This window comes from Erwinia sp. AK-PDG3-5 (genome assembly GCF_056821705.1).
This window is the reverse complement of sequence record NZ_CM165967.1, coordinates 2,682,811-2,695,674: the sequence shown is the minus strand read 5'-3', so window position 1 is coordinate 2,695,674 and position 12,864 is coordinate 2,682,811. Positions and strand designations below refer to the sequence as shown.

Below are 12,864 nucleotides of genomic sequence, written 5' to 3'. Positions count from 1 at the left end.
GAGTGTAATCGCGTGCCATACAGCTTGTGAAACGGTAATATTTGCAGGTTGCGTTCAAAAATATTGCAGGCAGATTATGTGGTCAGAACATTCCCTTGAAGTGGTTGATGCGGTTGCCCGCAGCGGCAGTTTTACCGCAGCCGCCGTAGAGCTCCATCGCGTACCCTCAGCCATCAGTTATACCGTGCGGCAGCTGGAGGAATGGCTTGCCGTGCCGTTGTTTGAGCGTCGCCATCGCGATGTGGTGCTGACCGATGCGGGACGGGTATTCATCCAGGAAGGGCGTAGTGTCATCAAAAAAATGCTCGCCACCCGGCGACAGTGCCAGCAGGTCGCTAACGGCTGGCGAGGGCAAATTAATATCGCCGTCGATCGCATCGTTAAATCTCAGCGCACCCGGCAGCTGGTAGTCGACTTTTATCGACACTTCCCGGATATGGAACTGCATCTGTCAGCAGAAGTATTTAACGGCGTCTGGGATGCGTTGGCCGACGGGCGGGTGGATGTGGCCATCGGCGCGACACAGGCTATCCCGGTAGGAGGCCGGTTCGCCTTCCGCAATATGGGCGCGCTCAACTGGCGCTGTGTAGTCGCCTCGAATCATCCGCTGGCACGTCAGCACGCAGAAACCAGTGAAGAGGCGATCGGCGAATGGCCTTCACTGGTGCTGGAAGATACCTCAAGAGCCTTGCCGAAACGCACCACGTGGACACTGGATAATCAGCGGCGGCTGGTGGTGCCAGACTGGGAAAGCGCGTTTGACTGCCTGCTGGCGGGCTTGTGCGTGGGGATGGTGCCGGGCCATTTGGCGCAACCCCTGCTGCAAAAGGGCGCTTTGCATGAACTGACGCTGGAAGGCGGATTTCCGGACAGCCCGTGCTGCGTGAGCTGGTCTGAGCAGCAGGCTTCACCGGCGCTGAGCTGGTTGCTGGATTATCTGGGTGACAGTGACACGCTGAACAGTGAATGGCTGAAGGAAGAGTCCTGAGCCAACAGGGTGTGCCGAGGGAGAATTCTCCCTCAGCACTAAGCGGGATTAGCGGCGATAATCCAGGAAGGGACCATCGGCAACCGAACGGCGTTCGATCAATGTAGGATGTACTTCAATCGTCTGCGGTTCTTCACGCTTGCTGGTGATACGATCCAACAGCATATCGAAGGCGGTTTCGCCCAACTGTTCTTTTGGCTGGTGAACCGTGGTCAGCGCCGGTGTGAAGTAACGGGCGTTGCGCACGTTATCGTACCCGATCACCGATATATCCTGCGGAACGCGCAGGCCCATCTCATCAGCCGCACAAATTGCGCCCATCGCCATCACATCGCCACCGCAGAACACCGCCGTTGGACGCTGCTTCTGTGAGAGGATTTGCTGCATCGCCTGATGACCTGATTCTGGTTCGAAATTGCCCTGAACCAGCCACTCGTCACGCAGGGTAATGCCCGCTTCAGACAACGCTTTCATAAATCCGGCAAGACGGCCACCGCCGGTGTTGCGCTCCATCTGACCCGGGATGACACCAATATCTCGATGCCCACGGTCGATCAGATAACGCCCAGCCAGATAACCGCCTTCAAAGGCGTTGTCTTCTACCGTATCGGTAAAGTCACCGCGCGATTTACCCCAGTCCATCACCACCATCGGAATATTGCGGTTATCTTCCAGCATGGTGATCAGCTCGTCCGGGTATTCGGAACACATCACCAGCAGGCCATCGACGCGTTTCTGCGCCATCATCGACAGATAGGCCTGTTGCTTGGCAAGATCATTGTGGGCGTTACCGAGGATCAGCGTGTAGCCTTTGGCAAAACAGCGGTTTTCAATGGCTTCAATAATTTCGGCGAAATAGGGCGCCTCGCTCGAGGTAGCCAGCAGCCCGATGGTTTTGGTGTGATTCACTTTCAGACTACGGGCAACCGCGCTGGGTGAATAGTGGAGCGCCTTAATAGCGGCCCACACGGCTTCCCGCGTTTCTTCTGCAACGAAACGGGTCTTGTTGATGACGTGGGAGACGGTGGTGGTGGACACCCCGGCTTGCTTTGCCACATCTTTAATTGTTGCCATGAAATAACTACTCCTGCGCCTATCTTAACTGTTTGATAAGCCTGTTGTTAATCGTTTGCCTGGTGAGATCGAAAACCTGACGTCTGAAGTCGTTTTTTAGTTGCTGTCCGGAGTCGTCAGGAAGGAAAAAGCGCTGATTAAAGACCGCTAAACACCTTAAGGTGCGGGCCGTTGCGCAACAAAAAAAGAATTCTAACAAGGCTTGGCAGAGAAAACGAGATTTTTACCGTCAAGTATGGGAAAATTGATGGCATCATAAACTGTAGGGCTATTTAGGATTAAAAATGGATACCGATCTGAAATTCTCGTTACTGACCACGGTTTGCGCACTGTTGATGATTATGGCGTTTAGCTTCACCGCGATCATGCATTAAGTGCAAACAGGGCCGGTCTGACGATCGGCTCTGAGTATTTCTGCTATCGAATGGTTTTTGGCGTCATCATCCGGCGGGCACCAATATAGTGGCGCTGCCAGTAATCATCTGCCAGGGCGCTGACCTGAATATCCTTGCCAGTACGTGGCGACTGAATAAACTTCCCACCACCCAGATACACGCCAACGTGATCCGCCGTCTCGCGCCCGTTAATGCGGAAGAAGACTAAATCGCCTTTCTCCAGCTCATCACGTTTTATCGAAGCCGCATCATGCAGGTGATACATCTCATTCGCCGTGCGCGGGATTTTAAACTTCACTAAATCTTTGTAGGCATACCACACCAGGCCGCTGCAATCGAAGCCGGTTTTAGGCGACGTTCCGCCCCACTGGTAAGGTTTACCTAACTGGCCCATTAGTTTGGTCATCGCTGTTTCACGGGCTTTTTGATAACGGGCGCGGTGAGCTTTGCTTAACTTTAATGGCGCAGAAACAGAATCTGACGTCAGCTCTTCAGCAGTATCGACAACCTTGCCACGATGGCGGCCATAGCGTTTTTTTCCGGCGTTTAAGGTGGTTTTCTTTTTGTATTTGCTGGAGTGCAACGGGGCAGTCTCAACAGAGGCGGTTTGCAGCGAAGGTTTCTTTTTAAGCTTCAACTTCTGTACTGAGGTTAAGCGAGATTTTTTGCTGGTGGATTCTTTAACTTTTTTTGTGCTGTTGGCTTTAACCGGTCGGCGTTTACGTCGCTCATCCTCTCGGGCAGGCGTGCTGCTATCTGCCTTATGATGATTTGCATTAATAGGGGCATGTGGCGATGCGTGCGCCATATTGAAAAACAGCTGGGCAAAGGCCAGCATGAAGAGCGTGATAAGTAAACGCATCGTTACCATTAACAGTTTGTGCTACGACCAGAGGCCACAGCTTGCCAGAAACAGGGAGTTCTGCCTTTCAGCAGCGTCATTTTGCAATTCTAATCTAACTCATTAACAAAAGGTAAGGTCTTTTTTGTTTCAATGATACAGAGCAAGTAAAAACTGTAAAAATTAGCCAAATCAGCTGTTTATATGCGCAAAACCTGTGCTTTTCTCATGCATTAATTCAGCGAAAGCAATAGGAAAATGTTATTTTAACGCTATCGCCTGCCTGCTGGTGGCTCTGAGGGCGTACCCAACTGTTAAAAAATGTCGTTTTCATCGGGCCCGCAGAGTCGCTACAATAAATAGACATGAAGTATCCGATTAAGGAAGCCATTTATGAGTACTATTGAAAAAATTGAGCGCCAGATAGCAGAAAACCCGATTCTGCTGTACATGAAAGGCTCACCAAAACTGCCAAGCTGTGGCTTCTCTGCCCAGGCCGTTCAGGCACTTTCAGCCTGTGGCGAGCGTTTTGCCTATGTCGATATTCTGCTGAACCCAGAAATTCGTGCTGAGCTGCCTAAATACGCCAACTGGCCAACCTTCCCACAGCTGTGGATTGACGGTGAACTGGTCGGCGGTTGCGACATTATTATTCAGATGTACCAGCAGGGCGAACTGCAGCAGCTGATTAAAGATACCGCGCAAAAATACCCTTCTGACGCCGCTGAATAAGCCCGTCAGAAGCAGAAAAGGCAGGCGTGATGAGCGCCTGCCTTTTTTTATGCTTATTTTTGCTGCTGCAGAAAAGCGTTAAGCAGATCGGTGAAATCTCCGCCTTGTTGCTGATCCTCTGCCATCTGACGGCAGAAGGTGGCAAGGGCGTGAAAAAGCGGCTCGCCGGGCAATTCGCGGGCATTTAACGTCGCAATCTCTTCCATTTCTGGCGCCCAGCGCCAGGCCTTGCTGTACATATCCGGAATAGCCTTGCGCAAACGCGCCAGCAGTGCAGGCTGGCTCGCCTCCATTTCCTCAAGCAGTGCTCCGGCAGCGCCCACCCGACTGGCATTAATCAGCATCAGTGCAGACAGCAAGGTGATGCCTTTATTGATCCCGGCGTAGGACATTTTTAACGCCGACGCCGCGCCAGTCTGCGCCTGCATGATGTTGACCCGCAATCCGAACCTCTCCAGTTCCGCCAGAGAGTCAGCCCGATCGCCCGCAAACCAAAATTGCGGACTTTCATCTCCAGGGGACGCCGGCGGCAGACCGATGATCGCGCCATCGACAAACCCCGCGCCGGTAGGCGCAATCGTTGCGGCAACCCGTTTCAGGGTATCTTCACCGATGGCATTGCAGTCGACATAAAGGGGTTTGGTCTGGGCAGCACTCAACAGCGGAGCCAGAAACTCAGCCAGCGTTACGGCTGAGGCGGGAGGTACGATAGAGAGGATGACATCAGCACGCATCAACGCCTCCGCACTGACCGGTTTCATGCCAGCCTGTTTAGCGCGTTCAGCTGTTGCCTGAGAACGACCTTCGATTAAGGTCAGCACTTCAAGATGATGGTGGGTGAGGAGCCCGGCAATGGCAGATCCCATGGCACCGGGCGCAACGACAGCAATTGTTTTCATTCAGCATCTCCACATTAGGTCAGCAGAGTATGGCTGAAAGTTAGCAGGCTAGCTTTCTTCTGCGATCGGCAGCGGCCAGCCACCGAGGCGTTTCCAGCGGTTTACCAGTTCACAGAACAGGTCGGCAGTCTGCACGGTATCATACAGCGCGGAGTGTGCCTGGCTGCTGTCAAAGGCCATGCCCGCAGCGGCGCAGGCCTTAGCTAACACGGTTTGCCCCAGTACCAGTCCGCTCAGTGCCGCCGTATCGAAGGTCACGAACGGATGGAACGGGTTGCGCTTTAATCCTGCACGGTCGGCTGCGGCATTGGTAAAATTCAGGTCGAAGGTCGCATTGTGGGCCACCATAATGGCGCGATTGCAGCCGTGATCCTTGATCCCCTTGCGCACCAATTTGAAAATGGCATGCAGGGCTTCATATTCATTGACCGCGCCGCGCAGCGGATTCGATGGATCGATACCGTTAAAAGCCAATGCTTCAGGTTGCAGAATGGAACCTTCAAACGGCTCAACGTGGAAATGGAGCGTTTCGTCCTTCTCCAGCCAGCCATTCTCATCCATTTTCAGGGTGACGGCGGCTATTTCCAGTAATGCGTTGGTCTTCGCATCAAAACCGGCGGTTTCCACATCAATTACTACCGGATAAAAACCGCGAAAACGGCTGCTGAGGGCGTTCAGTTCGTTCGATTCAGACATCAGGATCTCATTGGCGAAAAAATGCAGCGCGCATTATGGCAAATTTCACCACGAGATGCAGCAGGGGAAGGGGGAAGAAGGGTGCCATTATGGCACCCCGGAACATTAATCACCCAGGCCGTGGCCAGCGTGCTTGTTCTCAATCAGTTCAATTTTGTAGCCGTCCGGATCTTCTACAAAGGCGATGATGGTGGTGCCGCCTTTAACCGGGCCAGCTTCACGGGTGACATTACCGCCATCATTGCGAATACGATCGCAGGTCGCTGCAACATCATCAACGCCCAGCGCGACGTGGCCGTAAGCGTCGCCCAGGTTGTAGCTGTCTACGCCCCAGTTGTAAGTCAGTTCAATAACAGCGCCTTCGCTCTCATCGGTGTAACCCACAAACGCCAGAGTGTATTTATATTCGGTGTTTTCACTGGTACGCAGCAGGCGCATACCCAGCACTTTGGTATAAAAATCAACGGAACGCTGCAGATCGCCAACGCGAAGCATGGTGTGAAGTAAGCGCATAACATCCTCTTGGTGTAAAACGTCATCATCCGATAACGGGGAAAAAATAAGTATAGCGGCGATTTGCACGCAGGGTAATCAGAAGGCTTTGTCTGCCGGGAAATTCATCAACTTGCGGTGATAAAAGAAAAGGCCGCGCTCAGCGCAGCCTGTTTATCACGCAATCGGGTATCAGCCCGCGAGGGTTGGGTAGTCGGTATAACCCTCCGCGCCGCCGCCGTAGAACAGCTCAGGGCGAGGATCGTTCAGCGGGGCATTTTCACGCAGACGTTCAACCAGATCCGGGTTAGCGATGTACACGCGGCCAAAGGCAGCGGCATCAATCAGCCCTTTTTCGATCAGCTCTTCGGCTTTATCCGCCGTGTAGGCACCTGCACCAACAATTACGCCGGGATACACCGCGCGAATCGCTTTACGGAAGGCTTCGCTGTAAGGCTTGCCACCGGCCCAGTCTGGCTCGGAGATATGCAGATAGGCCAGGTTACGTTTAGCCAGTTCAGCGATGTAATACAGCGCTGCAGCTTCCTGATCTTCACCGTTGTCCAGGCCGTTGAATGGGCCCAGCGGAGAAATACGGATACCAATACGATCCGCGCTCCAGCCTGCGATCGCGGCATCAACCACTTCCAGCGCAAAGCGGGTGCGGTTCTCAACGCTGCCGCCATAGATATCGCTACGCTGGTTGGAGGCCGGGGACAGGAACTGGTGGATTAAGTAACCGTGCGCAGAGTGCAGTTCAACCAGATCGAAATCGGCTTCACGGGCATTCTCCACCGCCTTGCGGAAATCAGCGACGACGCCCGCAATCTCATCCAGCTCAAGGGCACGCGGTGTGGACGTCGCTTCACGGATAGCCTGACCTTGCTCATCACGCAACGAGGTGCGGGTTTCTGCATTGATAGCAGAAGAGGAGATCGGCGCTTTGCCTTCTGGCTGCACGCTGGTATGCGAAATACGGCCGGTGTGCCACAGCTGCACTGCGCTGTGGCCGCCTTCCTGATGGATACCGGCGTTAATCGCTTTCCAGGCAGCAATCTGTTCGGAAGAGTGCAGGCCAGGCGCACCGGCATAGCCTTTGGCCTGGGCAGAAATTTGGGTTGCTTCAGAGATGATCAGTCCGGCACTGGCGCGTTGGCGATAGTATTCGCCCATTAACGGCGTTGGGACATCACCCGGTTCAATGCTACGCAGGCGAGTCAGTGGCGCCATAAATACGCGGTTCGGAACGGTAATCGCACCCAATTTTAACGGGGTAAACAGCTTCTTCAATTCCATTACTTACTCCTGGTAGACCGGTCGACTAGTCATGGTGTTTTTTTTAATGTGGTTCTGGCAGCATCCGCGTCATCTCCTGCCACGCATTCACCAGCGGCGAACTGTCACGGGAGATTTTACTTTGCAGACTGGCACCCAGCCACAGCATATAAAGATTCTGTGCGCAGGCTTCAGAGGCGTTGACCAGAGTCAGTGTTCCTTGCTGCACCGCACGTTCAACTGCCTGCGTTAGCGAGGCGATCAGCGCTTTAGAACCCGCATCAAGTGCGATACGCATGGGTTCCGACAGATCGCACACTTCGGCTGACAGCTTTACTGATAAGCAACCTGCGAAGGCACTTTCCTGACAGAAAGTATTCAACGATTGCTGGTAATAGTCGAGGATGCGTTGGCGTTGATTGCCTTGATGATCATCCAAAAACGCCTGAAGACGTTGATGATAAACGGCAAAATAACGTTCAAGCATCGCTACTCCAAACGCCTCTTTTGAGGGGAAGTAGTGATAAAACGATCCTTTTGGCACTTCAGCCACTTTCAACAGCTCAATCAATCCCATGCCATTGAAGCCGCGCTGTACGCACAACTGTTCTCCGGTAAGCAGGATATGTTCTCGAGTGTCGGATCGAATCGTTTTCATGGCGCAAAGAGTAACAGACCGATCGGTCTGTTACAAATCGGCCGGGTTCCGCCCGGCACAAACTGCTCATCTCAGCACCAGGGTGTGTGGGTATTGGATAAAAAAACGGCGCTCAGACTTGCAGACAACCGATAACCGATCTTCAATAGAGGCATTGCATCCATCAGGAGGGGCAGTGGCAGAACAACTTGAGTTTTTCCCGGTGCCAAGTCCCTGTCGGGGGATTTGCCAGTCAGACCAACGCGGATATTGTCGCGGTTGCCTGCGCAGTCGTGACGAGCGATTCAACTGGATGAAGTTTTCCGATGCGCAAAAGCGGGAGGTTATTCGCCTCTGCCGCCAGCGTTTTCTGCGCCTGCAACGGGCCGGGAAAGTGGATTTGCCGGAAGAACCCGAGCAGCCGACGCTGTTTTAGGTCGGGACTCACCAAGCTGATGTCTTACGCAGGTGCGCGCGCGCCTTCTGGCAGCGCCTGCTGAAGTTGCGATAGTGAACAGAATAACCGCCAGATAATCCCCGCCAGCTCCGTTTCTCGTGCTCCGCCTTCCGCCGCTAACGACGTCACCATCGTCTGCAATTCATCCAGCGTTTCGCTCAATGAACTGTGATGAACGCCACGCTCGCTGATAATTTGATGGAGATCGCGCAGGGTGGCATCGCGCATCCTCAGCAATGTCGGGGAATCGGAATCCCATTCCCGCAGTTGCCAGACAATATGCGAACAGTTAAGCAATACCACACCCCAGCGTAATAACCATAGCCTGGCCTGATCGTCCCGGCTGCTGTTTAGCTGATTGATGCGGTGATAAATCAACGATTCGAAACTGCTCTGGCTGAGGTGGGGACGGCGGCTGAGCTGGTCAAGAAATTCCCGACGCAGTGCGCGGATATGCCGGCGGCTGCGGCGCTTATCAGAACTGGGACGCAGGATCTGGAACGCCAGCCACGCCAGCATCACGCCGCACACCTTGGCGATATTGTCATTCAGGAAAGACTGATAGTCGTAGGTAGGCGGATTAGTGACGGCGAGGAAAGAACCGCCAAACACAATCAGCTGTGCCCACAGGCTGGCCCGTTTCTTTTGCTGCAACTTAAACAGCTGCAGCGTAATTAGCAACGGGAACAGGAAAATCAAAAACTGCCACAGCACGCTGACCTGCACCATCAGACCAAATTTGATGATAAAGCTGAACACGGACAATAGCATCAACGTTTTTAACAGTAAGGAAACGCTGTTGGTAGGTGAAGGCACCGACGAGTAAAGCACACAGCTGATCGCCGCTAAGGTGATGGCGGCATCCCCGGAATCCCACTGTGTGGTGATGGTAAACGCGCACCCGAGCATGATGACCACGAAGGTTCTTAGTGCACTCCAGCTGGCTTCGGCGCTGTCGGTATGGCGGGCAAGGGCTGGGACGGCAGGCGGCGACAGGCTGGTGTCAGCATCTGCCCGTTCAAATAAACGCAGCCAGCGGCTGATATTCAGGTACATCCAGCAGAAGTAGCGCAAGCGGTGCCAGAAAGCCTGATGGCGGTAATCGCCTTTATCGCCTGGCGCCGCCGCGCTAAGGATCTGCGCCAGGCGGTATTTACTGCAGTCACTTTTTGCCAGCTCGTTAAGCAACTCATGCATTGCGGTAAACAGCACTTCTGGCGGTTCGGGCCAGTTCAACAGCATGCGCCGCAGGCTGGAGATCACGCTGGTCATGCGCAGCTGCTGGTGCAGCACATAATTCAGCACGTTGTTCTGTCGCCGGAAGCGGTAGTGGCTCCAGAACGCCTGAATGCGCAGCAAATTCATGGTCAGGATTTGGCTGATCACACTTTCGTGGGCACTACGCACATTGTCTGTGGTTTCCTTTTGCAGCAGTAATCCGGCATGTTCCAGCAGCTTGGTGTGCATTTCGTTCAATGACTTAATCAACGCATCGCCATCTGAGGTGCTGGGCAGGACCATCATCATCAGCCCGCCGCACAAAATGCCGGAGATCACCTCACACACCCTGGCCTGGGTGATATCCCACAGATCGTTGATGTCGGTGATATTCACCGTAGTGAAAGCAATGATGGCGGCAGTGTATCCCGCCAGCGAGAAGGCATAGGCGACGTTATTGTGATAATGGTTGGCAATCCAGGTACAGAGCGCCAGCCATGCGGACATTGCCAGCGCGAACAGCCACGGTTCATTCAAGGTGTGACCGGCAATCAGCAACGCGGCGCTGGCACCCAGCAGGCTGCCGGCAATACGGCCAAGGCTTTTACTGATCACGCCACCGACGGTAGGAAAGCTGACCACCGCGGCGGAGGTCATTGCCCAGTAGGGTTCATCGAGCTGCAGACCATAAGCTATGCTCAGCGCCAGACACATGGCGATGGCGTTACGTAAGGCGTAACGCCACTGACCGCCGGTCGCTTTTATCCATGGCAGATTCTGCCATTCCAGCCAGCTCAGGTTCATGGCTGAACAGAAACGGTGCAGGTGGTGCCAGCGACCAGCGGCAGATCTTTCGGAACGTCAGTCAGGCGGATACGCACCGGCACGCGCTGCGCCAGGCGCACCCAGGGAACGTTGGGTTTGATATCGGGCACCAGGCCGCTGTCTGTCTCCACGCTCTGGTCATAGATTGCGCGACCAATACTTTCGACTTCGCCCTGCAGTTCGCGATCGTCGCTATACAGCCTGATAGAGGCTTTGTAGCCGGGACGAATATGACGCAGCTTGGTTTCTTCGAAGTAGCCCATGACATAGAACGAGTGGCTGTCGACCAGCGCGAAAACCGGCGTGCCGCTGGTGGCATAGTTGCCCGGGCGGATCACCAGATTGCTGATCCAGCCATCTGTCGGCGCGGTAATTTGGGTCTGAGACAGGTTCCAGTTGGCCTGGTCCAGCTCTGCCTGAGCGGCTTTGGCTGCGGCATCCATTCCTTTAGCCGTCAGGTTGGCGGCATCCAGGTCTTCGGCGGAAATGACATTGCGCGGCAGGCTCTGGCGACGACGCGCCTCGTGCTGCGCTTTGACTAAGTCAGACTGCGCCTTTGCTAATTGAGATTGAGCATTTAACACGGCGATGCGAAAGGGTTCATCATCCAGCACTAAGAGTTTGGTGCCCTTGGTGACAAACTGATTGTCTTTGACCAGCAGTTGCTCAATGCGGCCAGATACCTGCGGCGTAATGTTTACCAGTTCGGCGCGAACTTTGCCGTCACGCGTCCAGGGCGACTGCATGTAATAGTTCCACAGCCACCAGCCGGCAAGCAGGGCAGCGGCAAAGAAGATTACCGTGGAAAAATATTTTAAGGTGCTGAATTTCATGCGATCACCAGGAGATAAGCAGCCACAGCGAAGCGCTGACGCAGAGAATAAAAAGGGAGAGGTCTAACAGCGTGGGATGCCAGATTTCGCCTGAATAGATCCAGCCTCGCAGCAGCGGATGGAGCAGCAACCAGATGAAAAAGCCCAGCAGCACGGCCTTGAACAGCGGTGGAAAATAGACCGAAGCACCGAACACCAAATCGGTTAGCGGTGATGGAGATGAAAAATGTGCGTTATCCACGGAAGAAATCCTTCTTGCCTGGCCGTTAACGGCGCCGGGTAATCAATACGTTTCATGACGGATGAATTTGTATTTTGTCCTGTAAACTCGCAGAATAGTCTAAAATGAGGCTTAATAGCTAGCAAGCTAATTATAAGGAGATGAAATTGGATACCCCTTTAGGATCAGACCTCTCGCGATTGGTGCGTATCTGGCGGTCATTGATTGACCAACGCCTTAAACCACTGGAACTGACACAGACGCACTGGGTAACGCTGCACAATATACACCAGTTGCCACCGGATCAGTCTCAGATCCAACTGGCCAAAGCGATTGGCATCGAGCAACCTTCACTGGTCCGCACGCTGGATCAGCTGGAAGAGAAGGGGCTGATTACCCGCACAACCTGCGCAAGCGACCGACGTGCGAAGCGTATCAAACTGACGGTGGAAGCTGCGCCGGTTATCACCCAGGTTGAGCATGTGATTGATGCGACCCGTGATGATATTTTGTCTGGTATCTCACAAAGCGAGATAGACAAGATGGTGACGTTGATTGCCCGTCTGGAAAAGAACATTCTCGAACTGCAAAATCGGGATGAATAAAAAAACCGGCAATTGCCGGTTTTTTTATCACTTAGCGTGGTGAAACGGTGACCTGGCTACCATTTGACGCCATGGTCACACGCTGACCAACAGCATAACGGCTGGCCGCTTGTTTCTGAACCACCATGATGGTGTTGCCATCATCCTTACGGATTTCCAGCTCAACACCCTGCGATTTATTGACCGCGCCCTGCACGCCCTGACCCGCAACGCCACCGGCAACAGCACCTGCGGCAGTCGCCAGACTGCGACCCGTACCGCCACCCAGCGTATTACCGAGGAAGCCACCGAGCACGGCACCGCCGATTGCGCCAATCACATTACTCTCATCACCGCCCTGGATTTGTACCGGACGTACGGAAACCAGCGTACCGTAAGTGACGTTCTGCACCTGCTTGGCTTCTGAGGCGCTGTAAACATCGCCAGAGAGCGTGTCAGTGTTGGTGCATCCTGCCAAAGTCACGCCGGTCAGTGCCACGATTAATAAGCGCTTTATCATCGTTAAAACTCCTTAGTTATCCATTAGCTGCCGTCAGCTGTGCAGCGATCAATAGGGTAATTATATGTTACGAGCCGAAGATTCGGGGAAAAAAACTGCTGAGATAAGTGTACCGCAGCACGAATAAACCCTGACTCAATCAGCTGCAAAATTGACTCAACCACGCCAGAAAACGCTA

16 protein-coding genes are annotated in these 12,864 nt (G+C 53.7%); 5 read left to right on the top strand and 11 right to left on the bottom strand.

Features of this window, described 5'->3' with window-relative positions; all coding sequences use genetic code 11:
• Positions 1–76: 76 nt before the first annotated feature.
• Positions 77–988, top strand: coding sequence for a DNA-binding transcriptional activator PunR (punR, locus tag AC1UKS_RS12380; protein WP_482433827.1), 912 nt, complete (start codon positions 77–79; stop codon positions 986–988).
• Between the two features lie 48 nt (positions 989–1,036).
• On the opposite strand, the gene purR is transcribed toward punR, so the two are convergent.
• Positions 1,037–2,062, bottom strand: a complete 1,026-nt coding sequence (gene purR, locus AC1UKS_RS12375; protein WP_013201936.1) for an HTH-type transcriptional repressor PurR — start codon at positions 2,060–2,062, stop codon at positions 1,037–1,039.
• Between the two features lie 284 nt (positions 2,063–2,346).
• On the opposite strand from purR, the gene cydH reads away from it, so the two are divergent.
• Positions 2,347–2,436, top strand: coding sequence for a cytochrome bd-I oxidase subunit CydH (gene cydH / locus AC1UKS_RS12370; protein WP_041691995.1), 90 nt, complete (start codon positions 2,347–2,349; stop codon positions 2,434–2,436).
• Between the two features lie 43 nt (positions 2,437–2,479).
• Here cydH and AC1UKS_RS12365 read toward each other — a convergent pair whose 3' ends face one another.
• Entirely contained in the window at positions 2,480–3,319 is an 840-nt protein-coding gene (locus tag AC1UKS_RS12365; protein ID WP_482433825.1) for a C40 family peptidase, read from the bottom strand.
• A 372-nt stretch (positions 3,320–3,691) separates the two neighbouring features.
• On the opposite strand from AC1UKS_RS12365, the gene AC1UKS_RS12360 reads away from it, so the two are divergent.
• On the top strand, positions 3,692–4,030 hold the full coding sequence (locus AC1UKS_RS12360; protein WP_013201938.1) for a Grx4 family monothiol glutaredoxin: 339 nt from the start codon (positions 3,692–3,694) through the stop codon (positions 4,028–4,030).
• A gap of 53 nt (positions 4,031–4,083) precedes the next feature.
• Here the strand turns inward: AC1UKS_RS12360 and AC1UKS_RS12355 are convergent, their stop codons facing one another.
• From AC1UKS_RS12355 to AC1UKS_RS12335, 5 genes are all read right to left on the bottom strand, one after another.
• Positions 4,084–4,929 carry an NAD(P)-dependent oxidoreductase gene (locus AC1UKS_RS12355; RefSeq protein ID WP_482433823.1) on the bottom strand — a complete coding sequence of 282 codons (846 nt, stop codon included), beginning with the start codon at positions 4,927–4,929 and terminating at the stop codon, positions 4,084–4,086.
• A 48-nt stretch (positions 4,930–4,977) separates the two neighbouring features.
• Positions 4,978–5,625, bottom strand: coding sequence for a ribonuclease T (gene rnt, locus AC1UKS_RS12350; RefSeq protein ID WP_482433821.1), 648 nt, complete (start codon positions 5,623–5,625; stop codon positions 4,978–4,980).
• Between the two features lie 105 nt (positions 5,626–5,730).
• A complete protein-coding gene (gene gloA / locus AC1UKS_RS12345) occupies positions 5,731–6,138 on the bottom strand; it encodes a lactoylglutathione lyase (protein ID WP_013201941.1) in 408 nt (135 codons plus the stop codon).
• Positions 6,139–6,309: 171 nt separating this feature from the next.
• Positions 6,310–7,413, bottom strand: a complete 1,104-nt coding sequence (gene nemA / locus AC1UKS_RS12340) for an N-ethylmaleimide reductase (protein ID WP_482433819.1) — start codon at positions 7,411–7,413, stop codon at positions 6,310–6,312.
• A gap of 43 nt (positions 7,414–7,456) precedes the next feature.
• Positions 7,457–8,050, bottom strand: a complete 594-nt coding sequence (locus tag AC1UKS_RS12335) for a TetR/AcrR family transcriptional regulator (protein WP_482433817.1) — start codon at positions 8,048–8,050, stop codon at positions 7,457–7,459.
• Positions 8,051–8,225: 175 nt separating this feature from the next.
• On the opposite strand from AC1UKS_RS12335, the gene AC1UKS_RS12330 reads away from it, so the two are divergent.
• The gene (locus tag AC1UKS_RS12330) at positions 8,226–8,465 is read left to right on the top strand and encodes a DUF1289 domain-containing protein (protein ID WP_265910297.1); all 240 of its coding nucleotides are present in this window, start codon (positions 8,226–8,228) and stop codon (positions 8,463–8,465) included.
• A 24-nt stretch (positions 8,466–8,489) separates the two neighbouring features.
• Here the strand turns inward: AC1UKS_RS12330 and AC1UKS_RS12325 are convergent, their stop codons facing one another.
• The 3 genes from AC1UKS_RS12325 to AC1UKS_RS12315 are packed head-to-tail and all read right to left on the bottom strand — an operon-like array spanning position 8,490 to position 11,603.
• Positions 8,490–10,508: an FUSC family protein gene (locus tag AC1UKS_RS12325; RefSeq protein ID WP_482433815.1), complete on the bottom strand. Its 2,019-nt coding sequence runs from the start codon at positions 10,506–10,508 to the stop codon at positions 8,490–8,492.
• Positions 10,505–11,362: an efflux RND transporter periplasmic adaptor subunit gene (locus AC1UKS_RS12320; protein WP_053143471.1), complete on the bottom strand. Its 858-nt coding sequence runs from the start codon at positions 11,360–11,362 to the stop codon at positions 10,505–10,507. The genes AC1UKS_RS12325 and AC1UKS_RS12320 overlap by 4 nt, the downstream gene beginning before the upstream one ends.
• A gap of 4 nt (positions 11,363–11,366) precedes the next feature.
• Positions 11,367–11,603 carry a DUF1656 domain-containing protein gene (locus AC1UKS_RS12315; RefSeq protein ID WP_013201948.1) on the bottom strand — a complete coding sequence of 79 codons (237 nt, stop codon included), beginning with the start codon at positions 11,601–11,603 and terminating at the stop codon, positions 11,367–11,369.
• A gap of 146 nt (positions 11,604–11,749) precedes the next feature.
• On the opposite strand from AC1UKS_RS12315, the gene slyA reads away from it, so the two are divergent.
• Positions 11,750–12,187: a transcriptional regulator SlyA gene (gene slyA / locus AC1UKS_RS12310; protein ID WP_041692287.1), complete on the top strand. Its 438-nt coding sequence runs from the start codon at positions 11,750–11,752 to the stop codon at positions 12,185–12,187.
• A 31-nt stretch (positions 12,188–12,218) separates the two neighbouring features.
• Here the strand turns inward: slyA and slyB are convergent, their stop codons facing one another.
• Entirely contained in the window at positions 12,219–12,686 is a 468-nt protein-coding gene (gene slyB, locus AC1UKS_RS12305) for an outer membrane lipoprotein SlyB (RefSeq protein WP_151037600.1), read from the bottom strand.
• Positions 12,687–12,864: the final 178 nt, after the last annotated feature.

Coding starts and splice junctions, on each gene's coding strand:
- rnt (WP_482433821.1), bottom strand. CDS start 5,625: ATGTCTGAATCGAACGAACTGAACGCCCTCAGCAGCCGTTTTCGCGGT.
- gloA (WP_013201941.1), bottom strand. CDS start 6,138: ATGCGCTTACTTCACACCATGCTTCGCGTTGGCGATCTGCAGCGTTCC.
- AC1UKS_RS12365 (WP_482433825.1), bottom strand. CDS start 3,319: ATGCGTTTACTTATCACGCTCTTCATGCTGGCCTTTGCCCAGCTGTTT.
- AC1UKS_RS12355 (WP_482433823.1), bottom strand. CDS start 4,929: ATGAAAACAATTGCTGTCGTTGCGCCCGGTGCCATGGGATCTGCCATT.
- AC1UKS_RS12335 (WP_482433817.1), bottom strand. CDS start 8,050: ATGAAAACGATTCGATCCGACACTCGAGAACATATCCTGCTTACCGGA.
- AC1UKS_RS12325 (WP_482433815.1), bottom strand. CDS start 10,508: ATGAACCTGAGCTGGCTGGAATGGCAGAATCTGCCATGGATAAAAGCG.
- cydH (WP_041691995.1), top strand. CDS start 2,347: ATGGATACCGATCTGAAATTCTCGTTACTGACCACGGTTTGCGCACTG.
- AC1UKS_RS12320 (WP_053143471.1), bottom strand. CDS start 11,362: ATGAAATTCAGCACCTTAAAATATTTTTCCACGGTAATCTTCTTTGCC.
- AC1UKS_RS12360 (WP_013201938.1), top strand. CDS start 3,692: ATGAGTACTATTGAAAAAATTGAGCGCCAGATAGCAGAAAACCCGATT.
- nemA (WP_482433819.1), bottom strand. CDS start 7,413: ATGGAATTGAAGAAGCTGTTTACCCCGTTAAAATTGGGTGCGATTACC.
- purR (WP_013201936.1), bottom strand. CDS start 2,062: ATGGCAACAATTAAAGATGTGGCAAAGCAAGCCGGGGTGTCCACCACC.
- slyB (WP_151037600.1), bottom strand. CDS start 12,686: ATGATAAAGCGCTTATTAATCGTGGCACTGACCGGCGTGACTTTGGCA.
- punR (WP_482433827.1), top strand. CDS start 77: ATGTGGTCAGAACATTCCCTTGAAGTGGTTGATGCGGTTGCCCGCAGC.